Raw genomic sequence first — 20,507 nt, 5'->3', positions numbered from 1 at the left:
CCATGAAGATGAGAGGCAAGTCTGCCCGCAAGGTTTCTGTAGCGCGCAAGCTCGGGATTGTCGGGGGGCTGGGTTCACTGGCCGGCGGCGATCTGTTCTACAAGTTACTCAAGTCCCGGGCCGTGATAGAGGACCAGGACCGGTATCACTTTCTGGTCGAGCAGCACCCGTTCAAGGATGTCCTGCTGCCCCTGGATACCGGTGCGAGCATGACGTCGCGCAAGTTCTATGTCTTTGAGGTATGCAAATCATTCGAGGCGAACGGCTTCGATGCGGTGATGCTCCCGTGCTTCGCCAGCCATACCTTTCGGGGCGAAATCGAGGATGCGCTGGGCATTCCCGTGTTGGACATGATGGCCGCCTTGAGCCGGCACGTCAGTGATGTTGTCCAGTCCCGGGCGACGCTGGGCGTCATCGCGGCGGACTTCGTGCGTCATAGCGGGTTGTTCGAACGCTATTTCGCCGATGATTTCAGGATCATCTACCCCGATACCGAGGCGCAATCGGCATTGATGGAAGCCATGTACGGCGTCAATGGCATCAAGGACGGACACCTGGAAGACGCTCCGCTGGAGGCGGTCTACCAGGCTTGTCTTTCACTTCAGGAGCAGGGCGCGACGCTGATCCTGCCCGGCATGACCGAGCTGTCGCTGGTGTGCCTGGAGCTGCAGCGACGTGGTGTGCCGGTGCTGGACATCAATGAAATCTATGCCGATTTTGCGACCGAGGACCGGGAGCCATTGAGCTCCCCATTCAAGCTGGGCGTCGTGGGCGGTGTGGGGCCCGCCGCCACGGTGGACTTCATGGCCAAGGTGGTCGCCAATACCCCGGCGCAAAGGGATCAGGAACACATCAGGATCGTGGTCGAGCAGAACCCGCAAATACCCGATCGAACGGCCAACCTATTGGAGAATGAAACCGATCCCACGATGGCGATGTACGCCATCTGCAAGCGTCTCGAAAGCGCAGGCGCCAATACCATCGCAATCCCCTGCAACACCGCCCACGCTTTCGTCGAGCGGATCCAGGCGCACCTGAACGTGCCTATCGTGCATATGCTCGACGAGACGGTGGCGTGGATCGCGCATCAGTACGGTCCCGGCCAGGTCATCGGGCTGCTGGCGACCTCAGGCACCGTGCAAAGCCAGGTTTATCACCGTGCGGCCCGCCGCGCCGGGTTGCAGATCCTGACGCCAGGTATCGATTATCAAGCCATGGTCATGGACGCCATCTACGGGCCGCGGGGTATCAAGGCCGGTTTCACCCAAGGACTTTGCAAGGAGCAGTTGTTGCTGGCGGCCGAGCATTTATGCGAGTTGGGGGCCGCGGTGTTGATTCTGGGGTGTACGGAGCTGCCCCTGGTGCTCGAACATTGCGAGGCGTTCGACATCAACGGTCACACTGTCGCTCTGGTTGACCCGACAATGATCCTGGCGCGCAAATGCATTGAGTTGTCGCAGACAACCAGTCGGGCATCAAACCACCTGGCGATCACGACCTGGGCCGTGCGACATAACTCACCCTGAAAGCCACCAGAAGCGACCGTTGAGCGCCTATGGTTGGTGGCCTATTGATATCTTGCTAAGCTCAAGCTTCTTACCTTCAGGCTGTCAGTTGTGTCTACCGAACGTATTGTCCAGCTGGAACAAGCCCTCATGGCCGTTATCGCCGCTGCCGGAAAATTGGGCGTTGGCAGCGATAAATTGTGCGCCGAAGCGATTGGCGGTTTGATGTCTGATCGCTACTGGGGCTGGGCCCATGCCCAGCACGCACAAGGCGCTGCCGATGAAATCGACAATGCCTTGAACCTGCTGGTGGGGCGCAGGGCATTGAATCTGAGGCCGCCAGAGATGGAGCAACCGCTCGATTCGGTGGTCGGCGCCACGCAGGCGGCCTCGACGGATCGCCTTGTGCCTTAAAGCCCCAAGCCTTCCTCTACCAACGCGAGCAGGGCGTCTTCATCCAGCTTCAAGGGTTCGGGGCGTGGTTGTCCGGCCGGTTGAGTCATCTGGACGTGCCACAGCGATTCGCCATGCTCGCCGATGGTTCTCAGGATGCAGCGAGCCTGTCCCTTCATATGCACTTCGATACAACCTTCGCCTCGGCTGGAAAAGCGCGCGATCGGGTCCAGTTCGATACGACGATGGTTGCCCTCCATCACCAGTTGGTCGATGGCGTAGTTGTAGGTCGAACCGTTGGGATGACTTTCGAACACATGGGTGGGGTTGCGCCGGATATGCAGCCCGGCCTCGCAGACCGGCGCCAGCCAGGTCTCGATCTGGCGATACAGCTCATAGACCTGGGCGGGCCAGTGCTCGATGGCCAGGTCGGCGCAGGTGTCGGTGTCGGCGCGGGTTCTCTGGGTCTGCCTCAGTTTGGCTGCTAGCTCGTCTGCCTTGCTCATGTCGATTCCCTTTCGTGGTGATGGGGTGAACTTAGCTGATGAGTGATTGAACTCGTGTTGCGCTGGATCATGGGGAGCCCGACACGATTAATGTTGTGCCCGGTAGGAAGGTTCAGCTCGCATGGATGTCCTGTCGGTATTTTTCCCAGGCAGTCGCTCGGACACCTCCGGCAACGAAGCCACATGCACCGTCCGCGCCGGCAGCGCAAACCGTACGCCGATCTTGGCGAAGGCTTCCATCATGCCCAGGTTGATTGCCTGCTGGACGTCCATGTAGACGTTGTAGCTGGGGTCCAGCACGATGTACACCGTTTCGAATTCCAGCGCACTCTCGCCAAAACCGCGGAAGTGAGAGCGGTCGAAGCGGGTTTTTTCCTGGGCCTTGATGATGCGTTCCACGATGCCTGGCACTTGCTTGATCTGGTCGAGGGAGCAATCGTGGGGCAGGGCGAATTCGAAGACGATGCGTCGTTCCTGGAGCCGTTTGTAGTTCTGGATGGTGACATTGATCATCTGCGCGTTGGCCATCACGATCTGCTCGCCGCTCAGGCTGCGGATTCGTGTGGTTTTGAGGCCAACATGCTCGACGGTGCCGGCCAGGGTGCCGACGACGATGAAATCGCCGACTTCGAACGGTTTATCCACGGCAATCGACAGCGAGGCGAACAGGTCGCCGAGGATGTTCTGCACGGCAAGGGCCACTGCGATACCGCCGACCCCGAGGCTGGCGACGAACGCGGTGATGTTAACGCCCAGGTTGGAGAGCATGGCCAGCAGCACCACGGCCCAGAGAAACACTTTCGCACCCCACAGGCTCAAGGTTGCCAAGGCACTTTTCTGATGAATTTCGCTGTGGCTGTGGCGGGCGAAATAGTGCAGCAGAGTGAGCGCAATGGCCCGGTTCGCCCACAATCCTAATTGCAGGGCCGCCACCACGAACCAAAGGCTGCTGACCCGGCCCAGCCAACGCTCCGGCAGGTCGAGGACGCCGACGCCAATGAGGATCGAAGCCAGCAGCAACAAGGTATTGCTGGTGCTCGACAGCACCTCGACGGCAATGTGGCTGACATGGGCGTCAGGCTTCTGCGCCCGGGTCTGCACGTTTCTGAACAAGAAGGCGACACTCGCCCTGGCGATGATGAAACTCACCGTCATCACGCCGAGTGCGAGCAGCCAGTTGGCGATGGAAATACCCAACAGATGGGTGTCGGTAAAGAATGGAAGAGCGTTTGAATCCATGGGTCGTTCACCTGCGCCAGGCAATGGCACCGTGCGCAGCGGTGTGCTCATCCGGTTGCGCCATTGCTGTTCTGGTTCGGGCCCTGGCCGTTGTGCGCGAGGGCGTGGCAGGGCCATGAACCTGATTAGGTCGCAGGTAGGATAGGGTGTTCAATTTTATTGGCGGCGGCCCCCAGCTCGTCTGCAGGGCCTAGCGCAACAAATGCACCGCCAAGCCGGCCAACCCGCACGCCACCAACACCTGAAACACCCCACGCTTGTAGTGAAACAGGGCGACGGCCGCCGCCAGGGCGATGACTGCCGATGGCCAATCCAGCGCCCCCGAGAACCCATTGGGCCACAGCACGTGATAACCGAAGAAACAGGCGAGGTTGAGAATGACGCCGACCACGGCCGCGGTAATGGCCGTCAGCGGTGCGGTGAATTTCAACGCGTTGTGGGTCGATTCCACGAGCGGACCGCCGGCCAGGATGAACAAGAAGGAAGGCAGGAAAGTGAACCAGGTCACCAGGGTGGCCGCGACGGCGCCGGCGAGGAACGCCTGCTCGGGGCCAAACACCTGCATCACGTAGCCACCGACGAAACCGACGAACGCCACCACCATGATCAAGGGACCGGGCGTGGTTTCCCCGAGCGCCAGGCCGTCGATCATCTGGGTCGGCGTCAGCCAGCCGAAGTGTGCGACAGCACCCTGATACACATAGGGCAAAACCGCATAGGCGCCGCCGAAGGTCAGCAGCGCGGCCTTGGTGAAGAACCAGGCCATTTGTGTAAACGTGCCTTCCCAGCCGAACACCACGGTCAGCAGGCCCATCGGTAACGCCCACAGCAGGGCGCCGATGACCGCCAGGCGGATGAGCCTGAGGGCGCTGAACCGTGCATGGTCCGGGGTCGGAGTGTCGTCGTCGATCAAGGCCGGGCCATAGGAGCGATGGCTCGTGTCGTGACCGCCCAGGCTGAATTCTTCCGGGACCCAGCGACCGCCCAGGTAGCCGATCACAGCAGCACTCAGAACAATCAGTGGGAAGGGCAGATTGAACGCGAATATGGCGGTAAACGACGCCGCGGCGATTGCCCACAGCCAATTGTTCTTGAGCGCGCGGGAGCCTATGCGGTGGGCGGCATGCACCACGATCGCCGTCACGGCCGGCTTGATGCCGTAGAAGATTCCCGCCACCACCGGGACTTCGCCAAAGGCGACATACAGCCAGGACAAGGTGATGAGGATGAACAGCGAAGGCAAAACGAACAACGCCCCGGCGATGACCCCACCCCAGCCGCGGTGCATCAGCCAACCCAAATAGGTCGCCAACTGTTGCGCCTCGGGTCCCGGCAGCAGCATGCAGTAATTCAGGGCATGCAGGAAACGCCGCTCGGAAATCCAGCGCCGCCGCTCCACCAGCTCCTGGTGCATGATCGAAATCTGCCCCGCCGGCCCACCAAAACTGATAAAGCCCAGCTTGAGCCAGAACCAGAAGGCTTCGCGCAGACTGATAGCCGAGGGAGCATCGACGGGGTTAGGCAGTTTATTCATGGGCGTTGGGGTGCCTCAGGGCCAAGGACGAACTACGTTATGGCGCGTAACGCAATTTGGATAGCCCCAGGCGAGGTTTACCTGTAAATAACACGTCCCTTCATGGGGTTGAAACACAGCCCTGGAACAATCACCGCCCGGAACGTCGTCATGGTTATTTCCAATACAGCCCAAGGAATGGGTCAATGAAACACCGTTTAATGATTGTTGTGCTGCTTGCCCTCACATCAGGTTTCATCGGTACGGGCAATGCCCGTGAGTCGCGCAACGCACGGGCGGAATCCGTCGCGGGCGTATTCGATTACTACGTCCTGTCATTGTCCTGGTCACCGACCTTCTGCCTGACTCACCAAAACGATACGCAATGCTCCGGCAAAGGCTACGGCTTCGTGCTCCACGGCCTCTGGCCGCAATATGCCAAGGGGGGATGGCCGCAATCCTGCGGGCCGAGGGTGCCGTTGACGGCCGCCGAGCGGGCAAAGGGACTGACACTGTTCCCTACGCCAAAGCTGTTGGAGCATGAATGGTCCAAGCACGGTACGTGCAGTGGTCTGGGCGCGATGGGTTATCTGCAAGCCTCCGACAAGGCACTCGGTGCGGTGAAGATTCCACCGCAGTTGCAGCCACTCAATTCCTCCTATTATTTTGAAGCCGAGGAGATCGCCCGGTTGTTTCGACAGAGCAATCCAGGTATCCCGGACAAAGGAATCGCCGTTATTTGCAGTGGCCCGCAATTGTCGGAAGTGCGGGTGTGCATGGACAAGGACCTGAGCTTTAGCGCATGCGGCAAGGGCGTCAGGACACAATGTCGGGCAGGGGAAATCCGCGTGCCGCCGGTGCGGTGACTCCGGCATGATTGCGTGAGGCAGGCCAGCCCCTGCCTCGTGGGAGCAGTGTGCCTACCCGATTCGCAAGCACCCTTAACCCCTTGTGGGAGCGAGCCTGCTCGCGATGACGGCGGTACATCCGGCATCTCTGCAAACTGATCCACCGCTGTCGCGAGCAGGCTCGCTCCCACGGGCGACGTTTTGGATCCAGTCGAGCCATCTATCGCCTCCGTCACGACGGCAAATTGCCGCCCTACAAGCGGTAGGCTAAGCTCACGGATATTGGGGGCTTTGAGCGATTTGCTCATGTTTTTGCCCTCCCCAGGACTTCGCTTGCCAATCCCCATCCATGATCCGCTCCATACCCCTGGCGGTGCCCTGAAGCGTCTGCCGCTGCTAAAGGCAGCGGTGGCCTTTATCGTGGCCGTCTGCCTGTGCCTGTGCGGTTTGCTGTACCTGCAACTGGAGCAGTCCCGTCGGCACGACCTCGAAGCGGCGAGCATCGCCTCGGCCAACCTGACCTGGGCCATGGCCCAGCAGGCCCAGGATACGTTCCGGCAGGCCGACCTGGTGTTGGACAGCCTGACGGACTGGATCCAGGCCGAGGGATTCGGACCGGCGACGCAACCGCGCCTGCAGAAAATCTTCGCCCGGCGCGCGCTATCGCTGGAACAGTTGCATGGCCTGTTTCTGTTCGACAAGGACGGACACTGGGTCGTGACCTCCTTCGATCATTTGAAGAGGGGCAACGGTGTGGCGGACCGGGAATACTTCACTTTCCATCAGCAGAATGCCTCCCTGATCGCCCATATCGGGCCGGCGATCCGCAGCCGGCAAAATGGCGATTGGATCATTCCCATATCCCGGCGTCTGAATGATCAGAACGGCAACTTCCAAGGCGTGCTGATGGCCGGGATCAAGATGTCGTACTTCGACAGATTCTTCAAAAGCTTCAACCTCGACGACAAGGGCGAGATGGTCCTCACCTTGTCCGATGGAACGCTGCTGGCCCGTCGGCCATTCGATGAGGCGATGATCGGCCGTTTCCTGGCCCAGGAACGTCTTTTTCGGCATGACCCGCAGGAAAAGGAGCCTCACCGGGCGATGATCCGCTCCACCACCGACGGTGTCGTCCGGCTATACGATCATCAACATTTGCAGGCCTATCCGTTGATGGTCTCTGTGGCGATGTCCAAGCAGTCGATCCTGGCGGGCTGGTATGACAAGGCCTTTCAATCCACTCTGATCGTGGCCCTGGTGGTGATCGGCATCTGTCTGTTCGGTTGGGTCTTCGTACGTCAGGTGCGTAACAGCGAGCGGATTGAGGCCGATCTGCGCAAGGCCCAGGAAACCTTGCGATTGATCGCTACCCACGACAGCCTGACGGGGCTGGCGAATCGGCGATTGTTCGAGCGGGCGCTGGACATCGAGTTCGGCCGGGGCGCCCGCCAACGCAGTTCGCTCAGCCTGATTTTGCTCGATATCGACTTCTTCAAACGTTACAACGATACCTATGGGCACGTGGCTGGGGATCATTGCCTGGCGGAGGTGGCGCAAGTGCTCAAGGGTTGCTGTCATCGCAAGGCAGACCTGGCGGTGCGCTACGGTGGAGAGGAGTTCGCGGTGTTGCTGCCCGATACCAACCTGCAGGGCGCCGTGACGCTGGCCGAGCAAATCCGCAGCAGGCTGATCGAAAAACACATCACACACGCCGGTTCCCCGACCGGTTACCTGACGGTGAGCCTGGGCTGCTACGCTTTTGTACCGAGTAGCCTCGACAGCACCGAGGTCTTCATCCAGAGGGCCGATGCCGCCCTTTACCAGGCCAAGCACAGCGGTCGCAATCGCGTGGCGGTATGGCCGACGGAAGACGGGCGAGATGTGCTGGAGCGCTCCGATCGTTGAGTTCGTGGGAGTCATCGACGGCGGGCAACGGTCAACTGCACATCCAAGCCAGCGTCGAAGCCCAGGAACAGATGAATGGACACTTCTGCCGATACGCCTTCAAACGTCACGCGCCATACCCCTATTACCCGTCGCCTGGTGGCGGCGGTGGCAGGATTGTTTGTCCTCGGTGTGCTGCTGACGGTTGGGGCGTTATTCGAGATCGCGGGCGACCTGGACACCGAGGATGTGCGCAAAACACATTTCTACACCGAGCGCGCCGTCGAGAACCGCATCACTGCTTCCAAAAACTACATCACCAGCTATGCCTTCTGGACCACAGCCTATGAACATCTCAATGGCGAGGTGGATGTGCAATGGGCCTACGCCGACCAGAACATGGGCAGGACGCTGTTTACCAACGACGAATACGAAGGCGTGTTCGTCATTGATCGCGAGCGCACCAAGTACGCCGTAATACGAGGGCAGCCTCTCCAGGTCGACGCGTCGGCTTACATGGAAATGCCATTGAAGGAACTGGTGGAACAACTCCAGGGGCAAGCCGACCTGACCATGCCCCAGATCCGCTATACCTTGTTCGAAGGCTGGCCAGCGATCGTCGCCGCGGCGGTGATCGTGCCCAACGACGAGCGTCCACGGATCGATCCCAGGGGGGCGTCGATCCTGCTCTTTGTCGATCAACTGACCCCCGTCAAATTGCGCAAACTGGGCAAGAGCTATGGCCTCATCGATCTGAATCTCAAACAGGACACGGCTCTTGAGCCAGGCCAGCCGGCGGTGCCGCTGGACAGTACCGGCTACAGCCTGGTGTCCCGGCTCGAACGGCCGGGTCGGCAATTGCTCTGGTCCCTGATCCCGCCGCTGGGTGGGGCGCTGTTGATCCTGGCGCTGCTCACCGCCTGGTTTTTCCGCTATGCCATGCGCGCGGCCCGGCATGTGGACGCCAGTCATGACAGCCTGGAAAAGTCGACCCGGGCCCTCGAAGCCAGTGAAGAGCGTTTTCGCGCCGTGGCGGAGGCCGCATCCGATTGGATTTGGGAGATCGACAGCCAGCGTCGCATCACTTACTTATCGGGACGCTTCAATACGGTCACGGGGTTTTCCGACCGGCAATGGCTGGGGCAAGACATCGAACAACTGCTGTTCTGCGACACGACTCCGATCGCCTTGTGGCTGGGTAACCTGACGGAGGAGCATAACGTCAGCAACCTGCGTTGTTCCTACCGCGATCAATCCGGGCAATTGCGCTTTTGTCGGGTATCGGCGCGACCGATCCTGGACAAGGGAGAAACGGCAGGGTATCGCGGCACTGCCAGCGACATCACCGATGAGGTAGCGGCTCATGCCCAGGTCCAGCATTTGTCATTGCACGATGCGCTGACCGGGCTGCCGAACCGCAACAAACTGGCGCGGTACCTGGATGATGCGCTGCTCGCCAAGGAGCATGCCGCACCCTTGACCCTGCTGGTGGTGGATCTGGACAACTTCAAGCCGATCAACGACTCCCTCGGCCACCCGGCGGGCGATGCGGTGTTGCTCGAGGTGGCGCAACGGCTGCGCGACAGCACCCGTGACCAGGACCTGGTGGCACGGTTGGGAGGCGATGAGTTCGTCGTGGTGCTCAGCGGAATGGAAAACACCACCGAGATCGACCGATTCTGCGAGCGACTGATCGACAGCTTGCAGCAACCGATTCACTACGAGACCCACGCCCTGCACATCGGCGCCAGCATCGGCATCGCAGTGAGCCGTCGCCAGGGCTATATTCCCGGAGAGTTGATCCGTTGCGCTGACATTGCCATGTACCAGGCCAAGTCCGAGGGCAAGAAAACCTGGTGCTACTTTGCGCCACAAATGAACGATCAGATCCAGCACCGACGCCAGTTGGAAAGCGACTTGCGCCAGGCTCTCAAGAAAAACGAATTCGTCCTGCATTTCCAGCCCCGCTACAAGGTCGATGGTCGCGAAATCGTCGCCGTCGAGTCGCTGGTGCGCTGGCAGCATCCGACCCAGGGCTTGCTGGGCCCGGACGCCTTCATTCCCTTGGCCGAACAAACCGACCTCATCGTTCCGCTTTCGCGCTGGGTGCTGCGCGAGGCTTGCGAAACCGCGCTGACCTGGCCGGGGGATCTGATGGTCTCGGTCAATCTCTCGCCCGCGCAATTCGAGCGCAGCGACGTCGTCGAGGACGTGCGCCAGGTTCTGATCGAAACCCATTTCCCGGCCAGTCGCCTGGAGCTCGAAATCACCGAGAACGTGATGCTCAACGATGTGGACGGTGCCCTCCAGGTCATGAACGCCCTGAAGGAGCTGGGCGTGCGTTTGAACATGGACGATTTCGGCACCGGTTATTCGTCGCTCGGCTATCTGCGTACCTATCCGTTCGACGGCATCAAGATCGACAAGCGCTTCATTGCCTCCATGAGCAACAGCAGCAACGATCGGGCGGTGGTGCAGGCGATCATTAACCTGGGCAAGGCGATGGGCCTCACCGTCACGGCCGAAGGGGTGGAGACGCTGGCCCAGCTCGGTTCGCTGGGATCGGATCAATGCCATGAGGTCCAGGGCTATTTCCTCAGCCGCCCAATCGATAAGACCGCGTTCGCGCGCCTGCTGGACAGTGATCGGCCTTCATCGAGTCCCTGAAGACCATTGCAACCACTGCGGTTTGTTATCGGTCACACATGAGTGTCCTGACATTTTGAGTTCTGGCCCATGAAAAACCTGCGGATCGCGACCTTCAATATCAACGGCATCCGGGCCCGGTTGCCCAACCTGCTGGAATGGCTGGAGCGGGAGGGCCCTGAGATTGTCTGCCTGCAGGAGCTCAAGGCGGCCGACAAGGATTTCCCGGCGGCGGAGCTGGAGTCGGTGGGGTACGGATCGATCTGGCATGGCCAGGCGTCGTGGAACGGCGTTGCGATCCTGGCCCGGGATGCGCAGCCGCTGGAGAGCCGTCGTGGCCTGCCCGGCGCCGATGACGACAGTCACAGCCGTTATCTGGAGGCCGCTGTGCATGGTGTCCTGGTGGGGTGCCTCTACCTGCCTAACGGCAACCCGCAGCCAGGCCCGAAGTTCGACTACAAGCTGGCATGGTTCGAACGGCTGATCGACTACGCCCAGGGCTTGCAGGCCAGCGATCATCCGGTGGTACTCGCCGGTGATTACAACGTGGTGCCTACCGACATGGACATCTACAACCCGCGCTCCTGGCTCAAGGATGCACTGTTGCAGCCCGAAAGCCGCGAGTGCTATCAACGGCTGCTCGATCAGGGATGGACGGATGCGTTGCGTCATCTGTATCCGCAGGAGCGGATCTACACCTTCTGGGACTATTTCCGTCAGCATTGGCAGAAAAATTCGGGGCTGCGTATCGATCACCTGTTGCTCAACCCGGCGGCAAGCCCTTATTTGAGCGAGGCGGGCGTGGACGCCTGGGTCAGGAACCAGCCTCATCCCAGCGATCATGCGCCTACCTGGATCCGGCTGGCTTCGCGCAAGCGGCGCTGAACGGGTTATTGTCGTCGCCGGAACAATGCCTTATACCTGCTGCCGACAGCAGCTGGCCTACTGTAGGCCTGCGCTGGACCAGGAAAGGACACCCTCATGGACACCCCACGACTGAGCGATACGGGCCGTTATCTCAAACGCCTGGGCTTCGACGCGCCCCCGGCGCCGACCCTCGATACCTTGCGCAAGCTTCAATGGCGCCACACGGCCGAATTCCCCTTCGAAACACTCTCGACGCTGCTGCGTCAGCCGGTGCCTATCGATCTCGAATCGGTGGAGCGAAAAATCCTCGATCAAGGACGTGGCGGTTACTGTTACGAACTCAATCAATTATTCCTGACGTTGTTGCAGGCGCTGGGCTTCGATGCCCGCGGCATCACCGGACGGGTGGTGATGACCGCTCCCGAAGGGGCCTGGCCCGCCCGCACCCACCGTCTCAGCCTGGTGACGCTGGATGGCGCGCGCTATATCACTGACGTCGGCTTTGGTGGCATGGTGCCTACTGGTCCTTTGCTACTGGACAGTCGCGACATCCAGGCCACTCCCCACGAGCCGTACCGTATTGAAGATCATCCAGACGGCTACCTCCTGCGGGCCAACGTGGCGGGGGAATGGCGACCGATGTACCTGTTCGACCTGCAACGCCAGGAGGACATCGATTACATCGTGGGCAATTGGTATGTCAGTAGCCACCCCGACTCTCCATTCATGGGGCGGTTGATGGTGTCCCGCACCGGTGATGGCCTGCGCAAGACCCTCAACGGCAACAGCTATGCCTTGCATCGGTTGGGGCAGGAGAGCGAGCGGCGGGAAATCACCGATGCCGATGAGCTGATCGATGTGCTGGAAAGTGAATTCGGGCTGCGCGTGCCGCCACGAGAACGGTTGCGCCCCGTACTGGCGGGGCTTCTCTGAAACGCAGTGGTTTGTTTTTTGCGGGCGCGATGACCCTTTGGTCGTGATGCGGCTTGCAGGTTGTATACAACTATCTGGACATTTGTCCTGAGTTTTGAATACAGTGTGCCCATAACAAAAAACAGGGAACCCCCGAACCATGAAAACGCCCCATGTTTCACTCCCACGGCCCGAGGACGAAAACCTTGGCGTCGGCGCGAATATGGCTTATGGCCTGCAACATGTGTTGACCATGTACGGTGGCATCGTCGCCGTGCCTTTGATCATCGGGCAGGCGGCCGGATTGTCGTCGGCGGACATCGGCCTGTTGATCGCGGCGTCATTGTTCGCGGGAGGGCTGGCGACCTTGTTGCAGACCCTGGGTCTGCCGTTTTTCGGCTGCCAGTTACCCTTGGTACAGGGTGTATCGTTTTCCGGCGTCGCGACCATGGTGGCGATCGTCGGGACAGGCGGGGAGGGCGGGTTCCAGGCCATCCTGGGCGCAGTGATCGCCGCATCCTTGATCGGTTTGCTGATTACCCCGGTGTTTTCGCGAATCACCCGGTTCTTTCCGCCGCTGGTCACGGGCATCGTGATTACCACCATCGGCCTGACATTGATGCCGGTTGCGGCACGCTGGGCGATGGGCGGCAACAGTCACGCGGCTGATTTCGGCAGCATGGCGAACATCGGCCTGGCCGCCGTCACGCTGGTGCTGGTGTTGTTGCTCAGCAAGATGGGCAGCGCGACCATTTCCCGGTTGTCGATCCTGCTGGCCATGGTGATTGGTACGGTGATAGCGGTGTTCCTTGGCATGGCTGATTTTTCCGCCGTCAACCAAGGGCCGATGTTTGGCTTCCCCACGCCGTTCCACTTTGGCATGCCGACCTTCCACATCGCGGCGATCCTGTCGATGTGCATCGTGATCATGGTGACTTTGGTGGAAACTTCCGCCGATATCCTGGCGGTGGGCGAGATCATCGACACCAAGGTCGATTCCCGGCGCCTGGGCAATGGCCTGCGGGCGGACATGCTGTCGAGCATGATCGCGCCGATTTTCGGCTCCTTCACCCAAAGCGCCTTTGCCCAGAACGTCGGGCTGGTGGCGGTCACCGGGATCAAGAGCCGCTATGTGGTGGCGACCGGCGGGCTGTTCCTGGTGGTGCTCGGGCTGTTACCGTTCATGGGCCGGGTGATCGCTGCAGTGCCGACCTCGGTGCTGGGCGGTGCCGGTATCGTGCTGTTCGGCACCGTGGCCGCCAGTGGCATTCGTACCCTGTCGAAGGTCGATTACCGCAACAACGTCAACCTGATCATTGTCGCCACCTCCATCGGCTTTGGCATGATTCCTATCGCCGCGCCAAATTTCTACGATCACTTCCCGAGCTGGTTCGCCACCATTTTCCATTCAGGGATCAGTTCCTCGGCCATCATGGCGATCGTACTGAACCTGGCATTCAACCACCTCACCGCCGGCAATTCCGACCAGCAGTCAGTTTTCGCCGCTGGCACCGAGCGGGTGTTGCGCTACCAGGACCTGGCGGCTTTGCGCGAAGGGGACTATTTCAGCGACGGCAAGTTGCATGACTGCGATGGCAACGAGATTCCGGTGGTGGCGGAGCCTGCCCATTCGACTGCGGAACATGGCACGGTAAGGCTCAAAAGCAGCGAGCATGTCTGATATCGGTTGCTCGCCCCATAAAAAAACAGCCTGCGGTCACTGACCGCAGGCTGTTTTTTTGTTACGGATCGCTTACCAGCGACCGTAGTGACCACGGGGCGGGCCATAGTAATAGCCCCGTGGTGGCCCGTAATACACGGGCGCCGGGCGATAGTAGACAGGTCGCTCGATGTACACCGGCGGTGGCGCGTAATAAACCGGTGGAGGTTGTTGTACATAGACCGGTTGTGGCTGCACGTAGACCGGCTGCTGCACATAAACCGGCCGGTCACGGTTGATGAGCGCCGAGCCGACAATGGCCGAGCCGACGATTGCACCAAACACTGCGGGACCCTCCCAACCACCGCGACCATGGGCGGATGCCTGGCCGGTGACCGCGAGTGCCCCCACGAGCAGGGCGATGATGGGGAGTTTACGATTCATGGCGGTTCCTCGTTTCGGCCCCGGCAACTGTGGTCTGTAGCAGACCCGATGATGGTCGCCGGGATACTTGCTCTGACAACGATTTTCTCAGGATCTGCAACGCCGTTGGGTAAATATTGTGTAAGGTCCAACGAGACGGTCATCCGTTTGTCCGAAAGTGAACGCAAGGAACCAGCATGCAATTCAAGTACAACAAAAACACCCAGCTATGCATGTCCCTGTCGGGACGCCCCGGAAACTTCGGCCTGCGCTTTCATAATCACCTGTACGAGCAGTTGGGCCTGAACTTCTATTACAAGGCTTTCAGCAGCCAGGACCTGCCCGGTGCGGTCAGGGGCATCCGCGCGCTGGGCATTCGCGGGTGCGGCGTGTCGATGCCTTTCAAAGAGGCCTGCATTCCCTTGGTCGATGAGCTGGACGCTTCCGCTGCCGCGATCCAGTCCATCAACACCATCGTCAACACCGACGGTCACCTGAAGGCCTATAACACCGACTACATCGCCATTGCCCAGCTGCTGCAAACCCATGCCGTGCCGAAGGACTCGACCTTCGCACTGCGTGGCAGCGGGGGCATGGCCAAGGCTGTGGCCAGCGCCCTGCGCGATGGCGGCTACAGGCAGGGCTTGATTGTCGCTCGCAATGAAGCCGCCGGTCGCGCCCTGGCCGGGTCCCTGGGCTATGAGTGGCAAAGCGAACTGGGTGAACAACGGCCCCGGATGTTGATCAATGTCACGCCCATTGGCATGACCGGCGGCCCGGAGGCCAGCGAACTGGCGTTCGCGCCGGACGCCATCGCAGCGGCGCAGACGGTGTTCGATGTCGTGGCGATCCCGTCGGAAACGCCACTGATCGTGCGGGCTCGGGCTGAAGGCAAGCGTGTCATCACCGGGCTGGAAGTCGTCGCGATCCAGGCCCTGGAGCAATTCGTGCTCTACACCGGTGTACGACCGAGCCTGGAACAGTTCGAGAAAGCCGTGGCCTTCGCCCGGGCCGTGTAGGCGCGCTATTCCAGTCGGGCCAGCCGCTCTTCCAGCGCTGCGATGCGGGCTTCGAGCTCTTCGATGCGCTCCAGCGATACGCCGCTGGCGGTGCCGCGTTCCACCGGATGCTGTCGAGCAGCGAGGATCGCCTCGATGTCCGCCGGATCGCCCAGGGCATGGACGTAGCGGTCTTCCCGCTGACCGGCCTGGCGCGGCACCAGCAGCGCCAGGCCGCGGGCAATCAGGCGTTCCAGTTGATGCAGCACCTGTTCGGCGTCTTCGAAGTCGTGCATCCGGCCGCTGCGGGTCAGCAGCTCATTGATCGTTTGCGGGCCACGCAGGAACAGTAGCCCCATCAGGACCACCTGGGCCGGCACCAGTTCAAGAGCCTTGTCGACCCGGTGTTCCCAGCGGTCGGCGCGGCTGCCCATCACCAACCGGGTAAAACCGCGGCCTTCAAGGGCCCGCAGGCTTTGGCCAACCTGGCCGGGCGTCAGGTTCATCACCGGTTCGCGGCTGGTCTTCTGATTGCAGGCCAGAACCAGGGCGTTGAGTGTCAGGGGATAGGTTTCCGGGTTGGTCGCCTGTTTTTCAACCAGTGATCCCAGGATGCGGATTTCCGTGCTGTTGAGCCGTGCTTCTTCAGCCTGGCCTTGTTCTTCGATGCCCATCGCGCGTCCCCTATGCTTTGAAGCCGCCTAGCGTAATCCTTGCGTGATAAAAGACAAGCCGCTCAACGCCGTGTCTATAATCGCCCACGTTCGATGAACCTCTTTTCTATCACCTGCATGAGATCGCCATGACTATTTCCCTGTACGCCGCTTCCATTCCGGTTTTCAAGCAGATGCTCAATGCCCTGAGCGATGTGCTGAACAAGGCCGAAGCCCACGCCAGCGCGAAAAACATCGACCCGAATGCCTTCCTGCAAGCTCGCTTATACCCGGACATGTTCCCGCTGGTGCGCCAGGTGCAGATCGCCGTGGATTTCGCCAAAGGCGTTTCCGCGCGGCTGGCCGAAGTCGAAGTGCCGAAATATGACGACAGCGAAACCACTTTCGCCGAGTTGCAAGCCTTGATCGCCAAGGTCCTGGCCTTTATCGACGGCATTCGTCCCGAGCAGATCGACGGCAAGGAAAACATCGAGATCGTGACCCGTCCGGGCACGCCCAAGGAAAAGCGTTTCACCGGCCAGAACTACCTGCTGACCTACGGCCTGCCGCAGTTCTTCTTCCATGTCACCACCACCTATGCGCTGCTGCGCCACAACGGCGTGGAAATCGGCAAGCGCGACTACATGGGCGCGTTCTAAACCCGCCAATGTAAAAAGCCCGGGACGGTGTGGGCCGTTCCGGGCTTTTTTGTCTGTTGGATCATTGCTGGATGTGCCGCCGCTATCGCGAGCAGGCTCGTTCCCACACAGATCCAGGGTGGATGTGAATCCTGAGATCACTCCAAACCCATGTGGGAGCGAGCCTGCTCGCGATGAGGTCGATACAGCCGACGGCGGCTTACGCCGTACGCGCGAGCTTCTCTTCCTCACCCAGACATGCCGCTGCCGTGAACAGCACGTCAGTGGACGAGTTCAGCGCCGTTTCCGCCGAGTCTTGCAATACACCAATGATGAAGCCCACGGCCACGACCTGCATGGCGATCTCGCTGGGGATGCCGAACAGGCTGCACGCCAGGGGAATCAGCAGCAGCGATCCGCCGGCCACCCCGGACGCGCCGCAAGCGCAGATGGCCGCGACGACGCTCAGCAGTACGGCCGTCGGCACATCCACCACGATACCCAGCGTGTTTACGGCCGCCAGGGTCAGTACGGTAATGGTGATGGCGGCGCCGGCCATGTTGATGGTGGCGCCCAGCGGGATCGAGACCGAGTAGGTGTCCTCGTGCAGGCCCAGGCGTTTGCTCAGTTCCAGGTTCACCGGGATATTCGCCGCCGAGCTGCGGGTGAAAAACGCGGTGATGCCGCTCTCGCGCAGGCAGGTGAACACCAGCGGGAAGGGATTGCGACGCAGTTTCCAGAACACGATGAGCGGGTTGACCACCAGGGCGACAAACAGCATGCAGCCGATCAGTACGGTCAGCAGGTGCAAGTAACCGAGCAGGGCGCTGAAGCCGGAGGTGGCAAGGGTCGAGGCCACCAGGCCGAAGATTCCCAGCGGGGCGAAGCTGATCACCAGCCGCACGATTACCGTTACGCCATTGGAGAGGTCTTCCAGCACGTTGCGGGTGGTCTGGCCTGCATGACGAATCGCGATGCCCATGCCGATAGCCCAGGCCAGGATACCGATGAAGTTGCCCTCCATCAGCGCCCGAACCGGGTTATCAACGACGCTGAGCAGCAGGCTCTGCAGCACTTCGCCGATGCCGCCAGGAGCGGTGACGGCGACGTCCTGGGTGGACAGCACCAGGCTGGACGGAAACAGCGTACTGGCCACGACCGCCACGACGGCCGCCGCGAAGGTTCCCAGCAGATACAGGAACAGGATCGGGCGGATATGGGTTTCCTGGCCGTGCTTGTGGTTGGCGATCGACGCCATGACCAGCACGAACACCAGGATAGGAGCCACCGCCTTGAGAGCGGACACGAAGACCTTGCCAATGAAGGCCGTGGACTTCGCCACATCGGGCGCGAGCCAGGCCAGGGCAATACCGGCAATCAGACCGATGATGATCTGTGTCACCAGGCTGGTGCGTTTCAAGCGTTGCAACAGGGAAGGGGATAAAGCAGTCATAACGACCATCCGTTTGTTTTTTTGAGTAACGGTCGACGATCAGGGCGACAAGCGGGCAGGCCACATGAGCGGGACCGGAAGCGGGTACAACAGTTGCGGGGCGCGGACTTTAGCACAGCCCGCTGAAGAATCTGACGGACCTGTGACGATCCGCCACCTATGGTTTTAATCGGCGTTTGTCTGTCACGTACATTCTGTTAGGCTTTGAACCTCTCACTTCTCTATTCCTCCAGCGGACCCTTGGGTTCACGCTGGTGTCGTTGTTTTGCTGGAGTCATGCATGTTGTTACCCATTTTCCTGTTGTCGGCCGCCGGCTTCACGGTACTGACCACGGAATTCATCATCGTCGGCCTGCTGCCTTCCATCGCCCGTGACCTGGACGTCAGCATCCCCCAGGCCGGGTTACTGGTGACATTGTTCGCGTTTACGGTGGCAGCGTTCGGGCCGTTCCTGACGGCCTGGTTCGCCCGTTTCGAGCGGCGCCGGCTGTTCATCAGCGTACTGATGATGTTCGGCCTGGCCAACACATTGGCGGCCGTTGCCCCGGATATCTGGGTCATGGCCATTGCCCGGTTGATTCCGGCGCTGGGCTTGCCAGTGTTCTGGGCGTTGGCGAGTGAAACGGCGGTGGACATTGTCGGGCCACAGTACGCCGGGCGCGCCATTGCCCGGATCGGCTTCGGCATCGTCTGCGCCACGGTGTTCGGCATTCCGGTGGGCACGCTGATTTCCGATGCGTTCGGCTGGCGCAGCGCTTTTGCGATCCTGGCAGTCATTGCGTTTGCCAAGGCGTTGTTGCTGTTCATTTACTTGCCAAAGACCGCCCTGCACCTGCAGCAGGTGAGTTTGCGTTCGCAGTTCAAGATCCTGCGCAGCCCGTTGATGCAGGGACACGTGCTGTTGTCGATCCTGGTGTTCAGTGGCATGTTCACCGCCTATACCTATCTGGCCGATATCCTCGAGCGTCTGGCCGGGTTCGATGGCACGCTGGTGGGGTGGTGCCTCATGGGCTTCGGTGCCGTGGGATTGGTGGGCAACTCGCTGGGTGGTCGTGCGGTGGACCGGCATCCACTGATCGCGTCGATGGTGTTCTGCCTGTTCATGATCGGCGGCATGGTGGCGCTGGTGCCGAGCATTCATTCAACGCTGGGCCTGGCTGCGGCGATGGGGATCTGGGGCGTGACCCAGGCTGCCCTGTTCCTGGTCAGCCACGTGCGCCTGATGAAGGCCGCCCCTGAGGCGCCGGCTTTCGCTGCCTCTCTGAACATCGCGGGTGCCAACCTGGGGATTGGTCTGGGGGCGATGATCGGCGGGCGGGTCATCGACACCCTGGGCCTGGGCAGTGTCGGATTCGCGGCGGCCGGATTCATCCTGGTGTCGATCCTGCTGGCGATGCTGTTGATGACGTTTAAGCCTCGCACCACTTGCGCAGGCCGTTAAGTGCTGAACAGCTCGCGCCGCGCCCCTTCGGCAATGGCGACAATCCCCGGATGGCTGACTTTGCGCTCCACGGAAATGGCATAGAACGACTCGCTCACCGCGTCGGTCTGGCCGATTTCCCGCACGCCGTACTGGCGTTTGACCTCATCGGCAATCACGCTCGGGCCGATGAAGATTCCACTGCCTGACTGACCGAAGGCCTGCATCAGCGCGCTGTCGTCGAACTCGCCGACGATGCGCGGCTGGATCTGCTGTTCGGCGAACCAGCGTTGCAGGCGGCTGCGCACCACGGTTTCCGGGCCGGGAATCAGCAGTGGCGCGTCGTGCAGGCTGTGGGGGAAATCCTGCCCGTAATGCTCGGCCAGCGCGGCGGTGGCGAAGAAACTGATACCGCATTCTCCCAGCTTCTGACTGTAGCCCTTGATGTCCAGGTGAGTCGGCATCGGGCTGTCGGAAATCACCAGGTCCAGGCGTTGGATCGCCAGGTCGGCCAGCAGTCGTTCGAGTTTGTCTTCGCGGCAGGTGATGCGCAGGGGCTCGCTCAGCTCCATGGTGGGCGCCAGCAACCGATAGACGATGGACTTGGGCACCACATCTGCCACGCCGACCCGGAATAGCGTCTGTTGTTCATTGGGCTGGGCCCGCAGCATGAGCTCCAGCTCGCCACCCAACTGAAACATATGCTCGGCGTAGGGCAGCGTCTGGCGTCCGGCTTCCGTCAGCTCCAGCTGGCGCCCGACGCGACGAAACAATTTGAGGTTATACGTCTGCTCGAACAGAGAGATCTGACCGCTGATGGTTTGTGGAGTCAGGTTCAGTTGCTCGCAGGCCCGCACGATGCTGCCTGTCTTGGCCACTACCCAGAAGTAATGCAGTTGTCGATAATTGAGCATGGAGTGACTTCGGTTCGTAAAAATCGAAGTATAAC

The 20,507-nt window shown here is 60.7% G+C and carries 18 protein-coding genes; 11 read left to right on the top strand and 7 right to left on the bottom strand.

Annotation, left to right across the window (positions count from 1 at the left end; all coding sequences use genetic code 11):
* Window positions 1–2: 2 nt before the first annotated feature.
* Both cuyB and EGM97_RS07975 read left to right on the top strand, forming a co-directional pair.
* Window positions 3–1,526 carry a cysteate racemase gene (cuyB, locus tag EGM97_RS07980; RefSeq protein WP_238965149.1) on the top strand — a complete coding sequence of 508 codons (1,524 nt, stop codon included), beginning with the start codon at window positions 3–5 and terminating at the stop codon, window positions 1,524–1,526.
* Between the two features lie 90 nt (window positions 1,527–1,616).
* A complete protein-coding gene (locus EGM97_RS07975; protein WP_238965148.1) occupies window positions 1,617–1,919 on the top strand; it encodes a hypothetical protein in 303 nt (100 codons plus the stop codon).
* Here EGM97_RS07975 and EGM97_RS07970 read toward each other — a convergent pair.
* The 3 genes from EGM97_RS07970 to chrA all read right to left on the bottom strand — a co-directional run bounded on the left by EGM97_RS07970 (window position 1,916) and on the right by chrA (window position 5,177).
* Window positions 1,916–2,404 (bottom strand): hypothetical protein, encoded by a 489-nt coding sequence (locus EGM97_RS07970; protein WP_238965147.1) that lies wholly within the window; start codon window positions 2,402–2,404, stop codon window positions 1,916–1,918. The genes EGM97_RS07975 and EGM97_RS07970 overlap by 4 nt on opposite strands.
* 87 nt (window positions 2,405–2,491) lie before the next feature.
* Complete coding sequence (locus tag EGM97_RS07965; protein WP_238965146.1) at window positions 2,492–3,643, bottom strand: mechanosensitive ion channel family protein; 1,152 nt, start codon at window positions 3,641–3,643, stop codon at window positions 2,492–2,494.
* A gap of 190 nt (window positions 3,644–3,833) precedes the next feature.
* Complete coding sequence (chrA, locus tag EGM97_RS07960) at window positions 3,834–5,177, bottom strand: chromate efflux transporter (RefSeq protein WP_238965145.1); 1,344 nt, start codon at window positions 5,175–5,177, stop codon at window positions 3,834–3,836.
* Between the two features lie 185 nt (window positions 5,178–5,362).
* On the opposite strand from chrA, the gene EGM97_RS07955 reads away from it, so the two are divergent.
* The 6 genes from EGM97_RS07955 (at window position 5,363) to EGM97_RS07930 (ending at window position 13,994) form a co-directional block, all read left to right on the top strand.
* The gene (locus tag EGM97_RS07955; protein ID WP_238965144.1) at window positions 5,363–6,022 is read left to right on the top strand and encodes a ribonuclease T2 family protein; all 660 of its coding nucleotides are present in this window, start codon (window positions 5,363–5,365) and stop codon (window positions 6,020–6,022) included.
* A gap of 315 nt (window positions 6,023–6,337) precedes the next feature.
* Entirely contained in the window at window positions 6,338–7,909 is a 1,572-nt protein-coding gene (locus EGM97_RS07950) for a sensor domain-containing diguanylate cyclase (RefSeq protein WP_238965143.1), read from the top strand.
* 75 nt (window positions 7,910–7,984) lie between these two features.
* Window positions 7,985–10,555: a bifunctional diguanylate cyclase/phosphodiesterase gene (locus tag EGM97_RS07945; RefSeq protein WP_238965142.1), complete on the top strand. Its 2,571-nt coding sequence runs from the start codon at window positions 7,985–7,987 to the stop codon at window positions 10,553–10,555.
* 69 nt (window positions 10,556–10,624) lie between these two features.
* Window positions 10,625–11,419: an exodeoxyribonuclease III gene (xth, locus tag EGM97_RS07940; protein ID WP_238965141.1), complete on the top strand. Its 795-nt coding sequence runs from the start codon at window positions 10,625–10,627 to the stop codon at window positions 11,417–11,419.
* Window positions 11,420–11,515: 96 nt separating this feature from the next.
* Complete coding sequence (locus EGM97_RS07935; RefSeq protein WP_238965140.1) at window positions 11,516–12,334, top strand: arylamine N-acetyltransferase family protein; 819 nt, start codon at window positions 11,516–11,518, stop codon at window positions 12,332–12,334.
* Window positions 12,335–12,473: 139 nt separating this feature from the next.
* Window positions 12,474–13,994, top strand: coding sequence for a nucleobase:cation symporter-2 family protein (locus EGM97_RS07930; RefSeq protein ID WP_238965139.1), 1,521 nt, complete (start codon window positions 12,474–12,476; stop codon window positions 13,992–13,994).
* 72 nt (window positions 13,995–14,066) lie between these two features.
* Here EGM97_RS07930 and EGM97_RS07925 read toward each other — a convergent pair whose 3' ends face one another.
* Window positions 14,067–14,417, bottom strand: coding sequence for a hypothetical protein (locus EGM97_RS07925; RefSeq protein WP_238965138.1), 351 nt, complete (start codon window positions 14,415–14,417; stop codon window positions 14,067–14,069).
* Between the two features lie 176 nt (window positions 14,418–14,593).
* On the opposite strand from EGM97_RS07925, the gene EGM97_RS07920 reads away from it, so the two are divergent.
* On the top strand, window positions 14,594–15,415 hold the full coding sequence (locus tag EGM97_RS07920) for a shikimate 5-dehydrogenase (RefSeq protein ID WP_238965137.1): 822 nt from the start codon (window positions 14,594–14,596) through the stop codon (window positions 15,413–15,415).
* A 5-nt stretch (window positions 15,416–15,420) separates the two neighbouring features.
* Here the strand turns inward: EGM97_RS07920 and EGM97_RS07915 are convergent, their stop codons facing one another.
* Entirely contained in the window at window positions 15,421–16,068 is a 648-nt protein-coding gene (locus EGM97_RS07915; protein WP_238965136.1) for a YceH family protein, read from the bottom strand.
* A gap of 128 nt (window positions 16,069–16,196) precedes the next feature.
* Between EGM97_RS07915 and EGM97_RS07910 the strand changes: the two genes are divergently transcribed.
* Complete coding sequence (locus tag EGM97_RS07910) at window positions 16,197–16,706, top strand: DUF1993 domain-containing protein (protein WP_238965135.1); 510 nt, start codon at window positions 16,197–16,199, stop codon at window positions 16,704–16,706.
* A 199-nt stretch (window positions 16,707–16,905) separates the two neighbouring features.
* Here the strand turns inward: EGM97_RS07910 and sstT are convergent, their stop codons facing one another.
* Window positions 16,906–18,138, bottom strand: a complete 1,233-nt coding sequence (gene sstT, locus EGM97_RS07905) for a serine/threonine transporter SstT (RefSeq protein ID WP_238965134.1) — start codon at window positions 18,136–18,138, stop codon at window positions 16,906–16,908.
* 280 nt (window positions 18,139–18,418) lie between these two features.
* On the opposite strand from sstT, the gene EGM97_RS07900 reads away from it, so the two are divergent.
* Complete coding sequence (locus EGM97_RS07900) at window positions 18,419–19,579, top strand: MFS transporter (RefSeq protein WP_238965133.1); 1,161 nt, start codon at window positions 18,419–18,421, stop codon at window positions 19,577–19,579.
* On the opposite strand, the gene nhaR is transcribed toward EGM97_RS07900, so the two are convergent.
* The gene (gene nhaR, locus EGM97_RS07895; RefSeq protein ID WP_238965132.1) at window positions 19,576–20,472 is read right to left on the bottom strand and encodes a transcriptional activator NhaR; all 897 of its coding nucleotides are present in this window, start codon (window positions 20,470–20,472) and stop codon (window positions 19,576–19,578) included. The two genes, EGM97_RS07900 and nhaR, sit on opposite strands and share 4 nt — an antisense overlap.
* Between the last annotated feature and the right edge of the window lie 35 nt (window positions 20,473–20,507).

The sequence above is a fragment of the Pseudomonas sp. AF32 genome (assembly GCF_022342325.2).
In the GTDB taxonomy this organism is placed as follows: Bacteria; Pseudomonadota; Gammaproteobacteria; order Pseudomonadales; family Pseudomonadaceae; genus Aquipseudomonas; species Aquipseudomonas uvaldensis.
Note: the sequence above shows the minus strand (reverse complement) of the source record. Positions and strands in the feature narration are given on the sequence as shown.

Coding starts and splice junctions, on each gene's coding strand:
- cuyB (WP_238965149.1), top strand. CDS start 3: ATGAAGATGAGAGGCAAGTCTGCCCGCAAGGTTTCTGTAGCGCGCAAG.
- EGM97_RS07970 (WP_238965147.1), bottom strand. CDS start 2,404: ATGAGCAAGGCAGACGAGCTAGCAGCCAAACTGAGGCAGACCCAGAGA.
- EGM97_RS07965 (WP_238965146.1), bottom strand. CDS start 3,643: ATGGATTCAAACGCTCTTCCATTCTTTACCGACACCCATCTGTTGGGT.
- chrA (WP_238965145.1), bottom strand. CDS start 5,177: ATGAATAAACTGCCTAACCCCGTCGATGCTCCCTCGGCTATCAGTCTG.
- EGM97_RS07955 (WP_238965144.1), top strand. CDS start 5,363: ATGAAACACCGTTTAATGATTGTTGTGCTGCTTGCCCTCACATCAGGT.
- EGM97_RS07945 (WP_238965142.1), top strand. CDS start 7,985: ATGGACACTTCTGCCGATACGCCTTCAAACGTCACGCGCCATACCCCT.
- xth (WP_238965141.1), top strand. CDS start 10,625: ATGAAAAACCTGCGGATCGCGACCTTCAATATCAACGGCATCCGGGCC.
- EGM97_RS07935 (WP_238965140.1), top strand. CDS start 11,516: ATGGACACCCCACGACTGAGCGATACGGGCCGTTATCTCAAACGCCTG.
- EGM97_RS07930 (WP_238965139.1), top strand. CDS start 12,474: ATGAAAACGCCCCATGTTTCACTCCCACGGCCCGAGGACGAAAACCTT.
- EGM97_RS07925 (WP_238965138.1), bottom strand. CDS start 14,417: ATGAATCGTAAACTCCCCATCATCGCCCTGCTCGTGGGGGCACTCGCG.
- EGM97_RS07920 (WP_238965137.1), top strand. CDS start 14,594: ATGCAATTCAAGTACAACAAAAACACCCAGCTATGCATGTCCCTGTCG.
- EGM97_RS07915 (WP_238965136.1), bottom strand. CDS start 16,068: ATGGGCATCGAAGAACAAGGCCAGGCTGAAGAAGCACGGCTCAACAGC.
- EGM97_RS07910 (WP_238965135.1), top strand. CDS start 16,197: ATGACTATTTCCCTGTACGCCGCTTCCATTCCGGTTTTCAAGCAGATG.
- sstT (WP_238965134.1), bottom strand. CDS start 18,138: ATGACTGCTTTATCCCCTTCCCTGTTGCAACGCTTGAAACGCACCAGC.
- EGM97_RS07900 (WP_238965133.1), top strand. CDS start 18,419: ATGTTGTTACCCATTTTCCTGTTGTCGGCCGCCGGCTTCACGGTACTG.
- nhaR (WP_238965132.1), bottom strand. CDS start 20,472: ATGCTCAATTATCGACAACTGCATTACTTCTGGGTAGTGGCCAAGACA.